The organism is Deinococcus aquaticus, from assembly GCF_028622095.1.
Taxonomy (GTDB): domain Bacteria; phylum Deinococcota; class Deinococci; order Deinococcales; family Deinococcaceae; genus Deinococcus; species Deinococcus aquaticus.
This window is the reverse complement of record NZ_CP115168.1, coordinates 15,006-35,194: the sequence shown is the minus strand read 5'-3', so window position 1 is coordinate 35,194 and position 20,189 is coordinate 15,006. Positions and strand designations below refer to the sequence as shown.

At 62.5% G+C, this 20,189-nt stretch carries 15 protein-coding genes; 10 read left to right on the top strand and 5 right to left on the bottom strand.

The window, feature by feature from the left end; all coding sequences use genetic code 11:
* Window positions 1-12 precede the first annotated feature (12 nt).
* The 3 genes from M8445_RS18040 (at window position 13) to M8445_RS18030 (ending at window position 2,639) form a co-directional block, all read left to right on the top strand.
* Complete coding sequence (locus tag M8445_RS18040; protein ID WP_273991547.1) at window positions 13-636, top strand: hypothetical protein; 624 nt, start codon at window positions 13-15, stop codon at window positions 634-636.
* 172 nt (window positions 637-808) lie between these two features.
* The gene (locus M8445_RS18035) at window positions 809-1,411 is read left to right on the top strand and encodes a hypothetical protein (RefSeq protein WP_273991546.1); all 603 of its coding nucleotides are present in this window, start codon (window positions 809-811) and stop codon (window positions 1,409-1,411) included.
* 228 nt (window positions 1,412-1,639) lie between these two features.
* A protein-coding gene (locus M8445_RS18030; RefSeq protein ID WP_273991545.1) for an IS630 family transposase occupies window positions 1,640-2,639 on the top strand; the annotation gives its coding sequence in 2 pieces (ribosomal slippage) (window positions 1,640-2,110 and window positions 2,112-2,639; 999 coding nt in all).
* Here the strand turns inward: M8445_RS18030 and M8445_RS18025 are convergent.
* Window positions 2,636-4,129 carry an AlbA family DNA-binding domain-containing protein gene (locus M8445_RS18025; protein WP_273991544.1) on the bottom strand — a complete coding sequence of 498 codons (1,494 nt, stop codon included), beginning with the start codon at window positions 4,127-4,129 and terminating at the stop codon, window positions 2,636-2,638. The genes M8445_RS18030 and M8445_RS18025 overlap by 4 nt on opposite strands.
* 79 nt (window positions 4,130-4,208) lie before the next feature.
* Between M8445_RS18025 and M8445_RS18020 the strand changes: the two genes are divergently transcribed.
* The 4 genes from M8445_RS18020 to M8445_RS18005 all read left to right on the top strand — a co-directional run bounded on the left by M8445_RS18020 (window position 4,209) and on the right by M8445_RS18005 (window position 11,895).
* Window positions 4,209-5,372 carry a hypothetical protein gene (locus tag M8445_RS18020; protein ID WP_273991543.1) on the top strand — a complete coding sequence of 388 codons (1,164 nt, stop codon included), beginning with the start codon at window positions 4,209-4,211 and terminating at the stop codon, window positions 5,370-5,372.
* Between the two features lie 521 nt (window positions 5,373-5,893).
* Window positions 5,894-6,757, top strand: a complete 864-nt coding sequence (locus tag M8445_RS18015) for a DUF4238 domain-containing protein (protein ID WP_273991542.1) — start codon at window positions 5,894-5,896, stop codon at window positions 6,755-6,757.
* A gap of 36 nt (window positions 6,758-6,793) precedes the next feature.
* Window positions 6,794-7,345, top strand: coding sequence for a redoxin domain-containing protein (locus tag M8445_RS18010; protein ID WP_273991541.1), 552 nt, complete (start codon window positions 6,794-6,796; stop codon window positions 7,343-7,345).
* 353 nt (window positions 7,346-7,698) lie between these two features.
* Complete coding sequence (locus M8445_RS18005) at window positions 7,699-11,895, top strand: hypothetical protein (RefSeq protein WP_273991540.1); 4,197 nt, start codon at window positions 7,699-7,701, stop codon at window positions 11,893-11,895.
* 722 nt (window positions 11,896-12,617) lie between these two features.
* On the opposite strand, the gene M8445_RS18000 is transcribed toward M8445_RS18005, so the two are convergent.
* Entirely contained in the window at window positions 12,618-12,791 is a 174-nt protein-coding gene (locus M8445_RS18000) for a hypothetical protein (RefSeq protein WP_273991539.1), read from the bottom strand.
* Window positions 12,792-12,873: 82 nt separating this feature from the next.
* Window positions 12,874-13,020: an AbrB/MazE/SpoVT family DNA-binding domain-containing protein gene (locus tag M8445_RS17995; protein ID WP_273991538.1), complete on the bottom strand. Its 147-nt coding sequence runs from the start codon at window positions 13,018-13,020 to the stop codon at window positions 12,874-12,876.
* 124 nt (window positions 13,021-13,144) lie between these two features.
* Between M8445_RS17995 and M8445_RS17990 the strand changes: the two genes are divergently transcribed.
* Window positions 13,145-13,678, top strand: coding sequence for a DMT family transporter (locus tag M8445_RS17990; RefSeq protein ID WP_273991537.1), 534 nt, complete (start codon window positions 13,145-13,147; stop codon window positions 13,676-13,678).
* On the top strand, window positions 13,675-14,742 hold the full coding sequence (locus M8445_RS17985; protein WP_273991536.1) for a nucleoside 2-deoxyribosyltransferase: 1,068 nt from the start codon (window positions 13,675-13,677) through the stop codon (window positions 14,740-14,742). The genes M8445_RS17990 and M8445_RS17985 overlap by 4 nt, the downstream gene beginning before the upstream one ends.
* A 41-nt stretch (window positions 14,743-14,783) precedes the next feature.
* Here M8445_RS17985 and M8445_RS17980 read toward each other — a convergent pair whose 3' ends face one another.
* A complete protein-coding gene (locus M8445_RS17980) occupies window positions 14,784-16,985 on the bottom strand; it encodes a hypothetical protein (RefSeq protein WP_273991535.1) in 2,202 nt (733 codons plus the stop codon).
* Window positions 16,986-17,541: 556 nt separating this feature from the next.
* Between M8445_RS17980 and M8445_RS17975 the strand changes: the two genes are divergently transcribed.
* Window positions 17,542-18,867 (top strand): hypothetical protein, encoded by a 1,326-nt coding sequence (locus M8445_RS17975; protein WP_273991534.1) that lies wholly within the window; start codon window positions 17,542-17,544, stop codon window positions 18,865-18,867.
* An 87-nt stretch (window positions 18,868-18,954) separates the two neighbouring features.
* Here M8445_RS17975 and M8445_RS17970 read toward each other — a convergent pair whose 3' ends face one another.
* Window positions 18,955-20,064 carry a hypothetical protein gene (locus M8445_RS17970; RefSeq protein WP_273991533.1) on the bottom strand — a complete coding sequence of 370 codons (1,110 nt, stop codon included), beginning with the start codon at window positions 20,062-20,064 and terminating at the stop codon, window positions 18,955-18,957.
* Window positions 20,065-20,189 lie beyond the last annotated feature (125 nt).

Here is a 20,189-nt window from a genome sequence, read left to right as displayed (position 1 = left end):
GGGAGATATACTTTGTATTACGATTCAGATTTGCCAAGCAGATCTATCTATGAATCTAATCCCATCCTCAATAAAAATTTTGTAGAGGCAGTTCATTCAATTGGTGATACACAAGTATATCAATCACTAACTGGAATTATTAGCATGTATCCCGTATATGGCTCGATCGCCAAAGGCTCACTCGATACTGTTTTTACAGATAAACCTATGCAAGAAATCTTCGTTGAGACAGCAACGGGGGTCTTCTTAGATCGAGCCATCGCGGCAGACAGTCTTATGGAAAAGGTCCGTGGTTATGTCAATGGTGTACGGGAAAATATTTCTTTATCTGAAGGAATAGGGCTTACCTTGTCAGGCGCAGGAGAGGCTACAAATGTGGCACTAGGGTTAACCGGAAATCCCACATATGATTCATTTGCTGCAAATTTAATTGGCGGCTTCGTCAATGATCCGTTTTCAAATAGCATATCTACGTCGCTTTTAGACGAACAGAAGAGGGAAAGTTTGGTGAACAATGAACTTGACCTATTTCAAATCAAGCACGAGCGAGAACATATAAATGAACAGGCAAAGCCAGAATTAGAGCAAGAGAAAGTTAACACATTTGAGTATGATGAAAAAAGGACAAATCAATGAACTATATTGCATATTAAAGAGTCGCACAATATCAACAGAGCTATTGCCATTCAAGTTTTATTAATAGGAAAATTGGATCACGTTCATGCGAAGATTCTTCGGTCTTCATCATATTAACTCCTCTATTCAAAGAATAGGAAAAATCATCAAGCTTTTTGGATGGTGATTTGACGTGGATGGAAGAGCCCGAAACATCGTATCAACAAACATTGGTCAATATCAGTATCGTTATGCATTTACTATTGAAAGCGACAATCAAAACACGCCTGTGTATATAGATGTGAGGTATATAATTCCCTCCTTTGAGGGCTTGAGGGTGGTAGTAGATGGAAAGATAGACCAAACCGGTATGATGCGGCTAAATTCATTGGAGATAGCTGATTTAGGATTAAAATTGCGAGCAATCAATAATAATTCGAGTCTAAGCATAATTATTTTGATAGTAATACTTTTTCCTTTCGTGGCATACATGTGCAATAGTAGAAATTTGCAAATAAAAGAAGATCAAGAGAGGTCCGATAAACCTTTGAATGATTCAAATTTTGCCGCAAAGTGTAGGGGTTTGGCTTCGCAACATCTCTATTTTTCTGGCTTTGATACCAGTTCAAAACCCATAATTGAACGCGAAGGAAATAATTTGATATATAAGCACTCGTATATTCTAGGTCTTCAGCGTAATTTTCAAAAAATAAGCTTTACGTGTATTTTTGAAAAAGGAAAATCCGACATATCTATAACATGGAGTAAAGGTAATAATTACCCAGATATCAGATGACGATGTAACGCTGTTTTAAACGTTTCGCCGTTCTGTTATTCTGTGACTAGCGATCGGCTCTCAATGCCTTACACTTTGTAAGAAATAGCGTCGTGAATCTCAGTACCGGACATCTTCCCCTCAGACCGCATCAGGAGCAGAAAAAGGCGAGCTGAGGAGATCCGTGAACGGACTCCGTCTGTGATTATTGATAACGGTAGAAATTTAGGTTGCTAGACTGACCCGGACATGGCACCGTGGCAACCCTCCAAGTACACCCGCGCCCAGCTCGAAGAACGGCGACTCGCCGCACTGAATATGATTCAGGCCGGTGGACACACCAACCAACAGATCGCAGATCACTTCGGCGTCTCGATCCACACCGTCTACACCTGGAAAGAGCGGCTCAAACGCCAGGGTGGCCTGGAGGCCACCCCCACGACGGGTCGGCCCGCCCGCCTGACCCCGGAGGGGCAGCAGAAGATCAGCACCCTCCTGCAGGAGGGTGCCCTGGCACACGGCTTTCCCGACTCCACTTGGACCACCGCTCGTGTCCGCGAACTGATCGGGCGGCACTTGGACGTGTGGTACCACGTCGACCACGTTCGCAAGGTGCTCCATTGCCTGGGATTCTCGCCCCAGAAACCCGGTAAAGGGGCGCTGGAACAGAATGAGGAGGCCGTACGGACCTGGGTGCAGACCACGCGCCCTGGTGTCGAAAAAAAAGGTCGCGCAGGGCGCCACGCTCGTCTACCTCGATGAAGTGGGCTTCAGTCTGAAAGGCGTGCTCCGACGGACATGGGCAAAACGGGGGAAGACACCCGTGGTGCGTCTTCCGGCCAGTTGGCAGAAGCTCTCAACGCTTGGGGCCATCACGTCGAACGGGCAATTTCTCCAGCGGACCCAGACAGGAGCGGTCAAGACGGGTGATGTGCTGGCGTTTCTGAACCACCTGCTGAAGCACGTGACGGGCGAACTGGTGGTGGTGTTGGACAATGCCGCGATTCACCGGGCGAAGGCCGTCTCGGCCTTCGTGAAGACGCAGGCTCGGCTCTCGCTGGTGTACCTGCCACCGTATTCACCGGAGTTCAATCCGATTGAGAAGGTCTGGGCCTACGTGAAGCGGAACGTCTTGGGGAATTTCTGCGCCAAGACGACAAAGGAACTGAGGACACGACTGCGTGCGGGATGGCAGAGGATTCGGTACATCCAGTTGCCGCAGCGCCTCATGGCGGCGACTTCAATTTAAGCCGTTATCAATAGGAGCCAGTCCATCAAGATCGCCGGAGCATCCGTATACCGCATCCACGCGCTGGGCAAGACACTAGGCGTCCTGTTGTACATGACGGACGACACGCCGTACCCCACCGAGACAAGCACCTCCGCCTGCGTCATTAGGCGCCTGTGATCGAAGTAGGACACTGCGGCACCCAGCCAGTCAGGCCGCACCATCAAGTCCTTCAGCCGTCCCACGGTGGGATACCACTCCAACTGTTCACGGCGGTCCAGGACATGGAAGAGTACATCAAGAGCCGGCCTCTGTTCCCAGAAGGTGTTCAGCAGCCGGTATTCCGAAGCGCCGTTGAAGAGCCCGTAGCGCCGCATGGTCCGATTCGCCTGGGTGAACGGCCAGAAGGACTTAGGATTCTCAACACTCGAGGCGATGACGGCAGAGCCAAACAGCACCATCAGGGCAGGGTACGCGCGCAATGCTGCGTAATGGATGCCGTTACCCTGGATGGTATCGCTGGCTGGTGCAGTGAAGAGGGTGACCTGCACTATGTTGTTCATGGCCGTGATTGCCGCTTCCTGAACTGGGTCGGACGCAGGGCGGTACCGGGCTTCCAACGCCAGTGTGCCCATGAGTTCAATCAAGGGTCGTGTCGCGTCTTCCAGGCCCTCCACTGCGGCTTTCAGACCGGGCAGATCTTCTGAACGCACCAGCGCTGTGGAGTGGGGGAGAGACAGTGTGGTATACGGGACGGCTCTGCCTGAGATGTCCACCTGTTCCACGGCGCTCCGGAACTGGGCGATTGCCTGCCCAACCTCACGCATCAGGATGGTTGCTGGGGACCGAAGACCAGCGGCAATCCGTTCCGCACCGCTGGCCAGTTCAGGCACCAGCGTGCCGCGCAGTTCAGACAGTTGCGCCTGTTGACTGGCCACCGTGCCTCTCAGTTGGCTGATTTCTTCCCGGAGTGGTGCCGTTAAACGGGCCGCCTGCTTGGTCAGCATCCGGTGGAGATCCAGCGCAGTTGCTGGCGCCTTTGTATCCCCGTTGCGCACCAGAAGTGCCCCAGCGGTCGCGTCGCCTAGGTCGCGCAGTGGAACGTGCGGCTGCTGTTGAGATGGGGGAATGCTAATCACGATGACTGGTCCATCGGCGTGCGGGATGGGGCCCTTGACGTGAAAATCGATGGCCGGAAGGATATATTTGCTGAGTTGATTGTGGAGGCTGGCACTCGCCTTGTCCTCATCGAACGTTTCTGGAATTGGATAGGCTATTCCATTCCGATCACGACCAATAATGATGTAGCCGACGTCCCCATAATGCTGAGGGTCATCCGTATTCGCGAACGAGCACAGATCCTGAATGAACTCCCCAAGTGCTTTCCGGTCGAGTTCCAACGGGTACTGCCTCTTAAAGTCGATTTTTTTTCCTTCCGTTCGCTGCGCGATGATCTGCGCCACGATCTCAGTTAAATTCTCTGGCAAATACGGATAAAGGGGTTCAGTCATGATGGCGCTTCCATCGTGCCCTATCCTGAGTGTCCCTGCCAGCGCAGATCGCCTCCCCACCTGTTCCAGAGGTCATGAGATGGATTCTGATTCCAAGGCCAATGTCACACCCGAAACCCCCATGACCCCCGTGCGCCCTTCGTTTACCCTGCACGATGTGGCAGCCATGTGGCCCGAACAACCGGATCCGGGCCTGGGTCAAGTGACCCGCATGATGGAGCAGATCCACCAGTTGACAGCTCCAATTCGAGGCGCCCTTAACGTCCAACGGATGTCGAACACATCGGTCACTCTCGCAATGGCAGAGCAGGTTCGCGCGATGGTGTCGAGTGCGCACGTACCGATCGCAGCAGATATGACAGCGCAACTGCGAGACCTTGGCATTACGCGAATCGCGAGAGACCTCCCTCAGATCCTTGAAGCCCAGAGGCAGTGGGCTCAGGAGATCAACCGGAGTATCACCGCAGCGGTTCACGCAGCCATCCCCAGCTTGGATCAAATCCAGAGGCTCCTTGAACCAGACCGGCGGGCTGTTTCCGTCTGCAAGCGAGCTGCGGAGCACGGGTGGCCACTGGACGCCCTTCTCCTCATGGCTGATGACGGCGTGATCAGCGCGCTGGACGAGCAGCTCGATGAAGCTGAGCCTAGCGCGTACCCGGAGATCTTCCTGTCGCTCCTGATCACCCACGAGCCGCAATTGCGAGCAGGAACCAGGCGGGCGCTCCACGATTTGCTTCCCACTGAGCGAGCCACCGACCACTTCAAAGCGTTCGAAGAGGCTCTGGACTGCCTCACGACCGGCCAGCATGTCAGGCTGGTGTCACAACCAATGCTGGCTCGCGCCGAGGGCGTCTTCACGAGCACCCTGCAGCACAGAGGACTCTTTCCAGCCAACGGGCCAAGCATGTTGTACACGAACCACCATAAGCGCAGCTCCGAACGAGCGGCCGCACTCAGCACCCTAGAGCAGCGCCTCACTCGGATGCCGACGCGTGGCCGACGTACGCTGCTGCTAGTCACGTCGGGCGCGCGACTGACCCGTCAGCGCGACCTGCTGGCCGAAACCGCAAACCTGTCCGCCGCCGACAGCACTCCACCCCTCTCCAGGCACCACACCTTGCATGATGGGTTCGGGAGCGGAACGTCCGCTGAAGCCCTCCGCTCCACCCTGTTCTTCATGAACATCACGCTGTATCTGCACGCCTGTCTGAACCAACCCACCGTGGACGAAGCCGTCCTGTGACCGGTCCTACTCGACCAAAGTCTCACGCAGCGCATCTTGACCGTATGCGACGCTCCTTCCTGAACGGCACGCCCGATCGCTTCACCGACGACCAGAAGGCGGCCATCCTGGCACTAGCCCGCGCGGAGGCGGCACCTGCCTCACGAACGTCATGACGGCCCTGAACCTCGGCCGCACCGCCGCTATCAGCCTCCTCGGTCAACTCACCGAAGCACAAACCCTCTACAGCGTGCCCAACCCCGCCCGGCGCTACCTGCGGTACTACGTCGACGAGGACGAGATCCGCTCGCACCCGGCGGCTCCGCCTGCCGGGGAACGTCACCCGGGTGAACCTCGAAGGGCTGCGCGAGCAGGGGGCGCTGTTCGGCCCGCGTGTGTACCACTTCGCCTAGCCCGCTGCGCCAGTCGGCACCGCCGTGGAGGAAGGTCCGGCCGCCTGAAGGTCCGCGCGCGTGCCCACGGCTCAACACAGGACAGGAGCCACGCCAGTTCCTGATGGCCCCCAGCGACATACTGCGCACATGAGCTCACAGAACAGCTGGCGGCATCACGTCATCCCGCAGTTCTATCTGCGCGCCTTTACCAACCTAGACCACAAGCTGTACCGCCTGGAAAAAGCTCACTGGCACGGCAAGTGGCTCAGTCCACGCCAGGTCGGCTTCAAGCCTCACTTCCACCGTGTACCAGGCCGGACGATCACGCTGGAACCGATGCTGGATCGCCAGGTGGAGTCGGTCCTCGCGCCAAGTCATCAGCGCATGCAAGGGGCCCTGAGATTCGGCGAGGTCTTTCCGCAGGCGGAACGAGACGCGCTCAACCGGATGGTGGCGCATCAACTCGTGCGCCTCCCGCACCAGCGGACCCGGCTGCAGGACCTCATTCAGCAGGTCGCACAGGCGCGGCGGATCCCGCTCAGTGCGGCTGAACTCGAAAAGACCACTCAACTCCAGCACCTGCGGATGATCTCGTCCCTGGAAACGAGAGTCGTGCGCGACCTGACCGAGACGGTGGCCAGCTTCCAGGTGTCTTTCCTGAAAGCCGGGCGGGGGTTGACCTTCTGGACTGGGGACGTGCCCTTGGTGATCGGGCGGGCGGACCCGCACACCGGCCGCGTGCAGTCGTCCCTCGACCTCCCGCTGGGACAGGTTCAGACGCAACTGTACTTCCCGCTGGCGCGGGATCTGGTGGCTGTCTTCCACCACGGTACGCTGCCCATGCCACCCCTGAGGATCCTGATCGCCAAAGCGCCGGAGGTCGAGTGGGTCAACACCCGTATTCTGGCCAACGCCCACCGGGACGTGTTCTCTGCTGGGAAGATCGACGTCGATCCGGCACTTCAACGCGCGCTGATGCAAGGGGGCGCCCGCATCGACCTTGACCGGTAGGAGATCTGACCGCAGGACGTCACGCGGCCCGCGGCCTTGCACGCCTGGCTGGAGGTGGGGCAGGTCGCGCCGGACTTCGTGCTGCCCGCCCTGGGCGGGGGCGACGTGCGGCTGTCGGCGCTGCGGGAGCGGCGGATGTGGCTGAGTTTCAATCGGCAGAGCACCTGTGCAATCTGCAACCCGCGCCACGCGGCCGTGATCGCCACGCAGTCGTACCTCGCACCACTGGGCATTCAGACAGTGATCATCTGGGGGAGCCCAGTGGCAGACCTCGCGCTGGGCATCAGGCGGCAGCGGCCGCAGTACCCGGTGCTGGCCGACCCGGACGATCACACGTACGCGCGGTACGGGCTGACGCACAGCCTGCGCGGCACGCGTGACCCGCGGAACCTGAGCACGATCATGCAGGGCTTCGCGATGATGGGCGCGGCCGCCCTGAAGAGTGACGGGGATTTGCTGCGCATGCCGGCGGAGTTACTGATCGGGCCGGACGGAGTGATCGAGCGGGCGCATTACGCAGCGTTCGGAACGAACTTCCTACCGCTGGAAGACGTGATCGCCTGGTCGCAGGGGGGCGACCTGCCTTGACCCCTGGGCGCGGCAGTGGTCTGCTGCGCGGGCAGGTGAGACCGGATGGGGATCCGGAATTGGAGAACTCAGGCCTACCCAGCGGCCCGTCCTTCGTGGACGGGCCGCTGCGATATCCCAGGCCTGTGCGCCTCTCGCGTTGCCTGCCTGTACTTGCGATGCAAAACAGTAAACGGTTTGGACATTCGTCGCTACGTCAGGCTGATTGGTTTGGGCGGACCTGTGATCCCCCGATTCTCCTGCCTGAACAGTACATAGCGTCAATCCACTATCTTGCCTCGCTCTGCAGGTGACTTCGGGTATAATTTATTTACGCTTGCCAGTTTTGTCTGGAGATAATTGAGGGGGAAATCATGGGTGCTCAATCAGGGGGCGCAGCGGCCATCCGCGGCTTCCGCCTTCAGACGTATTACATTCTGCGCCGTGTCTTAACAGGGAGCGAAGATCATTACCGTCCAGAAGGAGCGGAAGATCTCTTGCGACTCTCGCCTGAAGGGAAGCCACTAGAGCACGTGCAGGTGAAGAGCTACGGCAACAACTTGACCATTGCGGCCCTCGCGAGTCGTTCAGGAGAGGGGGAACAGGCTGAACCCCCTTACCTCCGCCGGGTGCTGGACCGGCTCCACAATGGAGATCAGGCACAAGAGACACTTGTCGTCGTGGGCCAGTTTGGCCCTCAAATGCGAAAGGCTTGGCAAGGGGACGGGCATCAGCAGGAGCGCATCCGCGTCACCCTCAGGCGGCATGGGTACAGCGACGCTGAAGTCGACCTGCTGTTTGAGCGCCTCACGCTTGAGGAGATTGTTGAGGCCGAGCAGGACCAGCAGATCGCGAACTTTCTTCAAGAGGGCATCACCGCAGGTGACATTCAGACGGCGCGGTCGGTCTTGGCTTGGTGGCTCTTTGAACTCTCTGAACAGCCCACCACGGGCCTGCCCAACACCATCACGCCTCACGATCTGCACGTGAAACTCCAGCAGATTGGACGAGCGACTACTGAACTCCGTGGCTACCACCAAGAGTGGGGCACCTCGCTGGTGCCCTTGATGACTGACGACCTGAGAAACCTTGACGCAGGAGACTTGCGCCGGGAACTGTATGAAGGGGTCGGAGCCAGATTGGAACACATCTTGGCCAACGTGGATCTGCGCCGAGAGTCGCCACTCGAGGCACTGCGGGTCAGTTTTCAGGAACGCCCACTAGTGGTTGTCCACGGCGCATCGGGGCAGGGAAAAACGGCCCTCGCGTACCGCTACCTCGCAGACGAAGGCCTTCTTCCACTGAGTTACCGGTTGGGGCGACTCCATGATGTGACACAAGGACAGCAGGTCCTACAAGCCGTACAGGCCTTTTTACGACAACACCGTTCAGAACTGTATCTGCTGATTGATGTTGAACCGGGAGACCGGGAGTGGCTGGACCTCCTCAAAAACGCCCGGGGCATACAGAATTTGCGCGTTCTACTCACCATTCGCGAAGAGGACTGGACGCGCAACGCCGCAGAACTGGCTCAGCTCAGCCCGTCCACGCTGCACCTCACATTCGGCGAAGTCGAAGCTCGCCACATTTTCAACGGCCTTCAGCAGGTTCGCGTATCTCGCGAGTTCATGCGTTTTGAGGAAGCGTGGAATGCATTTCGTGAGGAAGGGCCCCTCCTAGAGTTCGTATTCATGGTGACCCATAAGGGTCAACAACTTCAGGCGCGACTTCAGGAACAGGTCGCGCGCCTTCTTGCCGAGTGGATCAATCAACCTCGGTATCCAGGTTTCCTCCATGCCGCCGCGTTTGCGGCCGCAGCGCACGCGGCGGTCGATGCACGGAGACTCGCGGAGCAATTTGGTCTCTCCATGCTCGAGCTGAAATCCATACTCCTCCGGCTGAACGAAGAACATCTGCTCCGGCAGGATGGGGGCGTCATCCGTGGTCTGCACGCCATTCGCTCCGATCTGCTCCTCGAGCTGCTGGGCGATCCTGACTTCATGCCCAAGCATGAGGCCTTCACTCAGGTCCTCCCAGCCGTTGTAGAGGACGATCTGGAATTGCTGGCGCTTAACGCACTGATTTGGTTACCACCGACGAAAGTTCTGGACGAGTTGAGGCAATTTCAACCCACCACCTGGGTGGGCCGCACCGGTCTCACCAGAGCTCTAATCTGGCACAGCATCCGTGAATACGTCGGTCAGGCGAAGCCTGCCATTCAATCCGCGTTCCAGGAATTTGAGTTTGGATGGTGGCTCTTCGTGAGTCCGGACCTGCTTAACCTCCGTGGTCGGCAGTTGGTGCATCAGTTGCCGGATTGGGATGAACTCAGTTTCTTCTCGGCGAGTTGGAAGAAGAAGCTCAAGGAGCGGCGCGCTGCCTTTCACGCCTATGACTTGGATCTGCGTCTGGTGGGCGAGTGGCTTGGGCAGCAAGGGTCTACCCTGCCTCAGCCGTCGGGTGTCAACGACTGGTTGGCTGCTGCAGAATTAAGTTTTTACAGCTCGTTCTGGCCGATGCCCTTGGAGTCGTTTGAGGTGCTCAGGCTCGAACCCGTGGCTGACCTTCCGCTGTTCGACGCGGCAGAAGTGTTTTATGGGCTGTCATTCGTCAGCAGTGTGCCCTTACGGGAGCGCTTGGGCGCCCTTCACCGCACGTTGATCGAACAGTTTACGCAGGCGGGGAACATCGGTGTGCTGCAGGTTGGTGAAACCTCTGTGGCCATCCACTACGCCGTACCTGACGATGACGCGTTGAACCCTGTGCCCGGCCCGAACCCCCACCATGAAGGGAAATCCATCCGGGTCGAAATTCTGCACTTTCTTTATCCAGAGAAGGAAAAGTATGTCACTCAGGGATACGGCCACCAGAGTCTTCTCGTCCCAGAACAATCCCGTGTGGACGAAACCGTCTCAGGAATAGCGCGCGAAACATTTCCCCCTCGTTGGGGTACCCAGTGGAACCGAACCTTCCATCAACTCGCTGAGATGGATTTTCTCCTTCCTGATTGGCAGGCGCATGCGGAACACCATTGGGAGACACGGCGGGCCATCGTCGACGATTTGCGAACCTTGGTGCAACTGCTTCCCCGGTCGCAGGGCCGGATGCATGAATGGTTTTCTGGATCCGACCGCCGGACTGCGGTGTTCATCCATGCGCTGCGCGCCCATGTCGCCAAACGCGTCGGCCATAGGGTCTTGCCCCGGAGTGCAGTGGATCCCTGGGGACTGGCGATGACCAGCAGTCGAGCCGTGCGGGATCGACTGACGTGGCCGGCCACCGTTCAGGTCCTTTCGAAACAACTTCAGGCCGATCACTATGATCAATACTTTCAGGCGAGTCGGAAATACGGCGATGACATGAACACATTCTTTCGCCAAGCGGCAGAAGGGATCTTTGCGCTGTCCAAACTCCATGTCAGTCGGGACGAGGAAGTGCGGTTCCGGCATAATCGTGAGGGGCTCCTCCGAAGCCTGCGCCTGTCCAAGTTCAACTTGCACGACGCCACCTTGCAATTGCCGGAGATGCAAGCGACTTTCCGAACGGCATTTGCACATCTCTTTCCCGCAGCCGACTTGGAGGCGTTGGAATGCGATGAGCAGGAAGTGTGTCGGGCGCTCGATGACCTGTGGCCTGATTTCGCACGTGTCCCTCCTATTGGTCAGCACCATGGTATTCAGACGACATCTTCAGACGTGCAGTCCAGGTACCGCCTGCGCCTCAGGGAAGCGCTGAGCGCACTTCGGCAGGAGGGGCTACAGGCCAAACTACTGGACACGGAGGAGCGCTGGAAGGATCAGCAACCTACACTGTGGATCACCGTCGAAATCAGCGCACTGCGAACCCTGTTTGACGCCAACGAGGCGATCGTCCAGGCATTGGCACGCCTCCTCACGCCACTGGACTCGGTGGTGTGGACCATGGACGTCCTCCGGCATCAGTGGGCGCACATAGTCGTGATCCCCACCCGGTATGGCCGGGCCATTCCTCAACTGGCCTGGCATCACACGCCCGATATGGTGACGAACCTTGACGGCTATTTCTGGCGCCAACAGCCCATCGAAATTCCAGTCGAGCAACTCGGTCGCCTTGGCTTGAAACCCTGGCTTCTCACACAGGAGCCGTGGATTGTTGACACTTTGGAGAAAACCCTGGCCTGCCTAGGGGCGGCCAATCGAAGTGCTGGCCTACACGACCTATTAGAATTAGAGGATTTGCCTGCTGAAGCGCGCGAGGCGCTGAAGCAGTCGGCGCTCGACGTCCAGACCCAGCATCTTCAGGCACTGCAAGAAGCGCTGGAGCGTGGACCATATCGAGAAAGCGGCCTGAACAAGTCAGTCGAACTTCAGCGTGAGTTCTCCGTGGTCAGGGCTGAGGTTTCTCAGAGGACCAAGTCTCGCATGGTGGCGGAGCAGGTCATGGGAAGGCCACCGCAGGAGCACGAGTTGTTATTCGCTGATATGCTGTATTTCCTCTCTGTCCTCAACTTTACCGCCTTCGATGCAATGGACAGACAGATTCGAGAAAAACACCAGAAAGAATGGTTTGCCGAGCCTCAGGTTATTGGATAGTTGGCTGGAACTAGACTCTGTTGGCGAATTCAGATGATGGCCCCCGGACTCCGCATTTCTCGTTACCGAGCCGCAATGATCCGCCCCGCCAAACAGCAGGTTTCGAATTCGCCAACAAAGTCTTGTGCTGGGAACGCGGTTGTTGGCCAGGACTAGGGAGAGGCGGGCGAGATTGCGCTCGTCATGCCCGTTGTCGAGCCGAGCGGATCTCACGGGGCGGGTCATGCGGTCATGCTACCGGATCGTGCAGCTCTTGATGCTCCTGATTGGAGCTGTGTTTTGAAGATAAAAAATATGATGATCATCATCAGGACCGCGCGCCGTCCGCGTTCTGGACGCGGTTTCTCTGTCTTTCATCCGAAGGGTCGTGCTGAATCCTCCAAAAGGTCGTGCTCCGAAGGTCCACTTCATCCAAAGGGTCGCGCTGGGCGGCCAGGAACCGCCAAAGGGTCGTGCCGAGCAGGGAAGGCTACGCTCCAAAGGGTCGTGCTGAAAGCGCCAAAGAGTCGCGCCCGGCGAGGAGGAGGCGCTCCAAAGAGTCGTGCTACCCGGTTGCTTTCTGGCAGTCGGAGAGGGCAGATCATCCAAAGAGTCGTGTGCTCAAGGGTCACTTTCCTCCAAAGAGTCGCGCTGCCGGACACGACCCTTGAGATGAAACGGCGTCCGGGCACGACCCTTTGGATGGTGTGGGGCCGCGCCCGCTGCAGCCAGCAGGCTCCCGATCAGCAGCAGGTGCAGGAAGGTCTGGGTTCGCAGCGTCTCCTGGTACGCCCGACTGCCGCTACGGCCAGGGGTCCGCGTTCCTGCGCGGCCTGCACCTGCGCGTCCGCCCAGGTGAACTGCGGGTGGTTCCCGACCAGCGCAGCGACCAGGGCGCTGGTGTCGAACAGGGTCACCACGAACCGAGGACCTCGTTCAGCCGCTCGTCCCGCAGATCCTGCACGGGATCGCCAGTGATGGCCCCGTCCGCGCTGAGGATCAGGCGGCCGTGATGCCGGGTGACCTGTGCGTCCCGCCTTCGAGTTCGACTTCGAGTTGCGCGCCGGGCTGGAGGGCCAGTGCGTCACGCAGGGCCTTGGGGATCAGGATGCGGCCAAAGCGGTCGATCTCCAGATGCGCGGTCATACTTGGCAGTTTAGGCGTGTTCTTGCCAGGTCACTGCGGCGCCGGTCACCCGCCCCTACCCTAACTCGCTCCACTGCTCTGATGTGAGGCATCTGCGCCGCGACGGGTGCCCTACAGTGCGGGCATGTCCAGTTTCACGCTCCCCGCCGCGGTCATGACGGCCCTGCTGACCGGACTGATGATCGCCTGCCTGGGGCCCGTCAACAGCCTGCTGCAGGCCAGGATCGGCACGTGGTCCATGCTGACGGTCGTTCACCTGCTGGGCCTGGGCGTGGCGATCGTGGGCTTCTGCCTGGCCCAGCCCACCCCCCTGGGAACGCCGGGAGACTGGACGCGTCCCCTGCTGCTCGTCCTGCTCGTCGGGGTGCTCGGCGCGTTGCTGCTGCTGGCGAGATCTGTGGGCAGTACCCTGCCGGCCTTCGCGTGGTGGGGGGGCGCCCTCGGCCTGCTGGTGGTGGTCGGCACCGTGCAGGCGATCGGGGTCCTCGGAGCGGTCCGGGCCGTGCTGCTGATCATTCTGGCCGAGCTGGTCGGAGCGGCCCTGATCGACACGTTCGGCCTGTTCGGCCGTCCGGTCCTGCCGCTAAACCCCGGCCGGATCGCCGGACTGCTGCTGGTGCTCGGCGGGGCCCTCCTGACCCTGCAGGCCGGAACGTGACGACCCTCGTCGAGTTGGCGGCCGGGCAGCGTCCGACCTACGTGTGCACGCGACTGTTTCACCCGTCGGGTCGGTTGCTGGGGACGTTTCTGGAAGGAGGAGTCCGGGCGGGCCTGAGTGCCGCTCTCACGGACGCCCACCTCACCGCCACCGGACCGGTGACCTTCCTGCCGTACCGCGATTCGAACGGTGCCATCACGCCCCGCGCCGGGCATGAGTTTACGCGGGACATCTACCTGCTGGACGCCGCGCAGGTGCGCCGTGCCGGGCGCATGGTGATTCCACTCGATGACCTGCAGGTGGACAGCGGAATCGCGTTCGAACTTGGCCTGGCGTGGGGTCTGGGGATTCCGACCCTCACGGTGCTGCTCAACAGCGTCAGTTTGCAGCACCGACCGTCCGGGGAGCCCCTGCGTGCCCTGCCGGTGCTGTCCATGATGAGCGGCACGGTCATTGACGCGGGTGCGTTCCCGTTGTCGGGACTGTCCAGCGAGGCGAGCGCCTATCAGGAGCAGGTGCTCGCTTCTCTCTCGCGGATGGCGTCGCTCGTCAGGGAGGCGGTGTATGCCGATCCTGTTCCGCCGGTCAGCCCGCGCCCGGAACGACCGCTGCGACTCGGCACGGTGCATCTGGAGGGCGGCGTTCCGCACGCAGGAACGGACCTGTTGATCGCGCATGCGCGGACCGCGTTGCGGGCGCAGGGGTGGACCGTGACGACCTCCGCCCGCTGGGACGCATCCCCCGGCGAGTCGCTGGTTGACCGGGCGGCGCGTGACGTGGAGACCGCGCTGGCCGCGCAGGTCGTCCTGAACTTCGGGGACGGTGCGGACGTCGACGCGGAGGTCGCGGCCATTCAGGGCGCACGGACGGCGCTGGGTCGCCCGACCGTACTGCTGCGCAGCGCCCCACTGGGTATCCAGGACGGTCCGGTGTATGCCAGTGTCTGCAACCTGATGCTGGCGCACTCGGCGTGGCGGGTGGCGGAATCGCTGGCACAGGCGCTGCAGTGGATCAGTGACCTCCACCCACAGGAAAGCGTAGCCGCCCCGGCTCCTCGCTGGTGACTGGTGATCCGGCTGGGCCTGCCTGCGGCTTCCGGGCTTTTCTAGGTCAACAGGCGCACGAGGATCTCTCCCGCCTGCACCTCATCCCGGGCCCATACCCTGAGCCGTGACGGACGCGTGACGGTCACGCCCAGCTGACCCTGCTGGCAGGCCTGACGGAAGGGACCACCCGGCTGCACATACGAGTAGCCGCGCTGCCTGAGCAGCTCCGTGAGGCCGCGCTCCAGCATGGCGCGGTCATCAGACCGCCGGGGTGTCAACGCGGTTCCCACCGCGGGTGGTGAGTCGCTCAGACCGCTCCGGAAATACGCCCGGTTGACCTTCCACCGGCTGAGATGCGGGTACCGGTCCGTCCTGATCTTTCCACTCAGGCGCCGCCCGGCGTGCTCCACGAGGCGCTGGTAGGAGTCCGGCACTTCCAGGAGGCCCAGCGCCATCAACGCCAGCACGGGAATACCGTTCAGCAGTTCGCTGAGGTCTGTTGCCGCGGCCAGCAGCGCGCGTTCCCACGCCAGGGTCTGGTTCGACGGGAAGGGCCGCCCGCGCCCGACACTGCGGGCCTCGGCGGGGGTCAGGTCCACCGTTCCGAGATCTCGAGTCAGACCTTCTGGCGGCGGGAACGAGAGGAGGATGCGCGGGGCGCCCCGGCTGCCCGGAGCGTGGTTGAGTTGCCGGCCGCGGTGCAGTGCCTGTAGGAGTTCGACGTCCCGGTGACGGCGCGCCAGGTCACGCCGACGTTCAGGGTCGGCCGGGTACAGCGCGGCGAGCGTGTGCTCCGCGTACTGCCGGGGCTGGTGGGGTTCCGTGACCGCCACGACGTGTTTGCCCGTATGGGCATTCTTGCCACGGCCCGCGAAGTAGTGCTGGAAGCTGATTTCCGGCGGGGCGGCGGCCAGCGGGCCGGTCCGTTGCCGCTCTTCCAGAACGCGGCCAAGTGAAGCCTCCAGCGCCGGGATCATGTTCTTGTAACACAGCACCAGGGTCCGGGCGGTGTCCTGCGTCTCGGTGAACGCGACGATCCGGCGCGTGACCGTGTCCAGCCGCAGCAGGGCGCGCGCCTGCCCGGGGCCGCCCCTGACGGCCCGGTCCACGGCGGCGCGGTCGATGCGCAGGTGTGGTGCATGACTCACCTCGAGTCGTGGGCGGGCGGTCGAGACGGCCAGGGGTACTACGCGAACCTCGCGGCCCAGCAGTCCCCGGTGGTAGGAACAGATATCCCCGGTGTCGTACCGGTCACCGTAGGCGTCGAGCAGCACCGTGGGCGGCAGGTCCGTCAGGGCGCAGAGCAGGTCAGACCGGAACGTCAGGGTCGCCTCGGTCAGGCAGCGGTCCGGCGCGCGGAGGGGCGCCTGCCAGGACAGCCCCACCGACGACGTGTCGGGATGCTCGAGCAGGATGGACATGAGACGCGCCGAGGACCACCCGGGGTGGTGGGGGAAGCGGCCACGCATCACCAGGCGGTCCAGGCTCTCCCCAGCCAGGGCCTCGAGCACAGCCCGGTTGAAGGACGCGCCCGACCAGGACCACCGGACGTTGGGTCCGGCGCGGCCGATCCGCCGGAAGCGGGGGTCCGCCGGGTGCGCCAGCACCTGGGACATGAGGGACAGCAGCACCCTGGCCAGTGGGGTGGCGGGCGGCCGCGCCCTCAGGCGGAGGTAGGACAGCGGCGAGGGCGGCGGCGGGGAGGATTCGATGAGACTGCTGGTCGGGTCCTCGTCGATGATCAGCAGCTGGGCAGCGTCCGGGCCCGTGAGGGGCGCCCGGCGCCATGGGGGCGGCGTGCCCGGCTGCCCGTCCCGGCCGTACAGCACCCGCAGGTGCGCGTGACTCAAGAGCTTGACCGAGGGCCCGGGCGGCCACCGGAACTGCGCCTCGTAGCGCTCCCTGAAGCCGTCTGCTCCCAGCGTCCGGCGGTCAGCCCCGGCGGTCTTCCCGAGGGCCTCCCGGCCGAGGATGATCCCGGCGGGAATGTGCAGTTCCGTCAGGTGCCGCGCGGCCTCCGCCGCCAGGGACGGGGCGCCGTCACGGTCGATGGTGCTGTGCGTCATCCAGATCACGCGTTGCAGGTGCCCCTCCTGTAACAGGCCCGCCAGAGCAATCCGGGCCTGCGTGCTCTTGCCGGAACCGGGCGGGGCGACCACGACGCTGGTAGGCGCGGCCCCCGACAGCACCTCAAGGAAGATTTTTCTGAATTGGCTGTCCAGGGCGTTGTTTCTCAGATTCGTGTCTCCTGAAATGCGCATTACAAAAGCTTCAGCTTGAGGGTGGTGGTTCATCCAGCCTGCGGTTCTGACCATGCCTGACCCCCCAGGGGTCGGCTGCCTCGCACATACCGGTCAAGCGAGCGCCACCTCACATCGTGTCGGTTCCATGCGTGACCGGCAAGCGAATTGAACGTGGGCGCTGCTCCTGACGCGTCATTTCGCACTGGGTGGGATCACCGACTGGGTCGAACCTGAAACCCCCTCTGGTCGTGATTGACGGCCACCGTTCAGCTTGCCGGCCTACCGACACCCGAAAGGCACACCGGCCCTACGGCCGGAACAGGGAAGTATGAAAACAAAACAGATTTTCCTGATCGTCTCTCTCCTGCTGTCCGGTCACGTGTCCGCGGAGGGGGGCCACACCGACCTGCCCCCAATGGCCACCCCATTCCGTCAGGCCATCACGCCTCCCCCTGCGGACCGAACCTCGCACAGCGCCGGGCCCGGATCCCACCCCCGCCGCCCACAGAGCCATTGAGGTCCGCAGGGGAGAGAGCCAGGATGGGGACGTCCCCAGACCTTTATCCTGCACGGCATGGTGGATCTGGCAGAAGCGTTCAGGGCCATGCAGCGACGCGAGTTCGCGCTGGCCCTCACCGCCCTGGGTGAACCGGACGCCGGACCGGAAAGGTGCGCCGTGCCGAGCGAGTGGTGGCGGATGCGGGCCCTGATCCTGAACGCCGCCGGTCAGCTGGATGGGGCGCAGGAAGCGTTCGAGTCCGGGCTGGCAGTCCTGGACCGGGAGAACCGGACGGCAACGGCCCGCCTGCACGCCTCATACGGTGGGTTTCTGATCAATCAGGGTCGCTGGTGGGAGGCGATCGAGGCGTTCGGGCACTGCCGGGAAGCGGCGAAGCAGTCGCGGGACACGCCGGCCGGGCTGTCCGTGACATACAACCTGGCGTGGGCGCACCTGCTCACGGGTGACGTGGAACGGGCGGCCGGGGAAGCCGAGCGGGACATCCTTGCAGTGGGACGGCCGTCCGGTCAGTCGTTCGGGGCGTTGATCCTGTGTGCACGCAGCCTCGTGGCTCTCGTGCGCGGAGACGCGGCGCTGGCCCGCAGTACGGCGCGGCTGGCAGCGCGACTGGCCCCAACACCGGAGGTGAAGGCGCGGGCGCTGTACGTGGGCGCCCTGGCCACCATGTCGCTCGGGGAACCGGAGGCCGCGCGGGAGGAGCTGCAGGCTTCACAGGCCACGTACGGCGCCGGAGACGGGGGGCGGCGGGCGGGCGTCCTGCTGGCCCTGTGGAGTGGCCGGGTTCCGGACGTGGACACGGCGGACGATCAGGCGAAGGTGCTGCTGTACCAGGCGGCGTGGGCACTGCACGGCGGTGACGATGGGGCGGCGCGGGAGTTGCTGCGGCGGGGCGTGACGACCGGTTCCGCGTACGTCGCGGCCCTGGGATCACGGCTACTGCCGGAACTGCGGGAATGGAGCGCGGGCACGCCGTTCCCACTCCCGGTGTGGAGGCCACCTTCACGGGTGATCGAGGTGAAGGTGCGGGGCGTGCTGGGACTCACCGTGAACGGGCACCGGGTCCAGTCGCGTCTGCCTGTCGGGACGGCCTCGCTGCTGGCCGCGCTGGTGGAGGCGGATGTGGGGGGATCGGCGGAGCGGCGGGCCCTGCCGGCGGCGCGGATCGTGCGTGACGCGCTGGGCGGGCGCGCGCGGGCTCTGTCACGGGCGGCGCATCAGGCGCGGATGCTGATCGGGGATGAGGAAGCCGTGCAGGACGTGCGGGTGGGCGCTGTCCCGTGGGTGCGGCTCTCGGACCGGTGGACGTGGCAGGTGAACGCCCGGGGGCACGGGCGGGTGCTGGGCGGCCGGGAGTGTCCCGTGGCCGACCTCTACCCCTGAAGAGGGAACCGCGCCCCGTGGCGTGGGTGACTCCAGTCGCAGATAGGGCGCCGCAGGATCCGCCCGTGGACGGACCGTCAGTCGCCCCTACACCCCGCCCGGTGGTCCACGCAGGTCGTCAATCCACGGGGCCGTGAGCCAGGCCGGCAGGGTCGGTCCGGGCGGGGCCAGCGCCGCGGTCAGATCGGTGGTCCAGGTGTGCTGACGGTCAAGACTGACCGCGCCGCCCCGCACGAGGATGACAGCCGGGTCAGCGAGCAGGTGCCGGGCCCGCGCGATCAGGCCGCGGAGTCGGGCCGCGTCTCGCCGGGCGTCACTGCCACGCCCCGTCCGGGCGGGCGGCAGGATCAGGTCAGCGGTCGCGGCGAGGTCAGCGCCGTCATGGAGGATCAGGTAGGCCAGCAGGAGCAGGGTGAGGGCGTCGCGGGGGGAGGCGCGCTCCTCACCGTCGACGCGGAGGTGAAGGCCGCTCAGGAGGATCACCTCAATCCGGGACGGCCGCGCCGGTTGCCGGGAAACCGGACCGGACGGGGTCTGCTGCGCCTGCTGACGGCGTTCCTGCAGGCGGGCGCGGTGCAGGGCGCACGGCGTGGCCGCCTGCGCCGTTGCCAGGGCCATGACACTGCGGACCGGATCGCCGTTCGCGAGCGACACGGCGGCCTCAGCGTCCCTCCACTGCAGGTCATCGGTGGGGTTGCGGACCCGGCGGCGGGCCTGCTGAAGCCGGGCAGTGGCCTGGGCCCCCTCTCCCTGCGCCGCGCACAGGCGGGCGCGCAGCAGATCGGAAGGGAGCCGCAGGGGGCGCGCGGCGGTGTAGGTTGTCGCCTCATCGGCCACCCGGCACCAGGCGAGCGCGCCGGACAGGTCCGCTTCTGCCAGCGCCAGTTCCGCGAGCAGCAGGGCGGCCGCGGCCCGGTCCCACTGGTCATGAACGCACAGGGGCAGGTGGTCGAGCAGCAGCGTCCGCGCGGCGGGAACCTGGGCAGCCTCGGTCAGCAGGGCCGCGCGCAGCAGGACCCGCTGGTTCTCGTCCTGCCCGGACAGGGGGGCGGCGCAGAGCTGCAGGGCGTCCAGCAGTTGCCCGGTCGCAGCGGCCGCCAGGGCAGCTTCCAGGGGGTGGGAGCCCGGGATCCCGGCCAGGGCCTGGGCACGCCGGTCTGGGCTGAGGTGCCGGGGAACGTACCACAACCAGAACATGCTCGCAGCATATTTCACAAGCCCGCTTCACTCAACCGTGCGGCCCGGCCAATCCTCTCTCTAGCGTGCAGATCACCCCACAGGAGGCCACCCCTGTCCCAGCACCCCCACGATTCCAGGACTCC

Excerpts from the sequence above, each read along its gene's own strand:
- M8445_RS18005 (WP_273991540.1), top strand. The coding sequence starts at position 7,699 with ATGGGTGCTCAATCAGGGGGCGCAGCGGCCATCCGCGGCTTCCGCCTT.
- M8445_RS17975 (WP_273991534.1), top strand. The coding sequence starts at position 17,542 with ATGGTGGATCTGGCAGAAGCGTTCAGGGCCATGCAGCGACGCGAGTTC.
- M8445_RS17995 (WP_273991538.1), bottom strand. The coding sequence starts at position 13,020 with ATGACCGCGCATCTGGAGATCGACCGCTTTGGCCGCATCCTGATCCCC.
- M8445_RS18015 (WP_273991542.1), top strand. The coding sequence starts at position 5,894 with ATGAGCTCACAGAACAGCTGGCGGCATCACGTCATCCCGCAGTTCTAT.
- M8445_RS18020 (WP_273991543.1), top strand. The coding sequence starts at position 4,209 with ATGGATTCTGATTCCAAGGCCAATGTCACACCCGAAACCCCCATGACC.
- M8445_RS17970 (WP_273991533.1), bottom strand. The coding sequence starts at position 20,064 with ATGTTCTGGTTGTGGTACGTTCCCCGGCACCTCAGCCCAGACCGGCGT.
- M8445_RS17990 (WP_273991537.1), top strand. The coding sequence starts at position 13,145 with ATGTCCAGTTTCACGCTCCCCGCCGCGGTCATGACGGCCCTGCTGACC.
- M8445_RS18025 (WP_273991544.1), bottom strand. The coding sequence starts at position 4,129 with ATGACTGAACCCCTTTATCCGTATTTGCCAGAGAATTTAACTGAGATC.
- M8445_RS17980 (WP_273991535.1), bottom strand. The coding sequence starts at position 16,985 with ATGCGCATTTCAGGAGACACGAATCTGAGAAACAACGCCCTGGACAGC.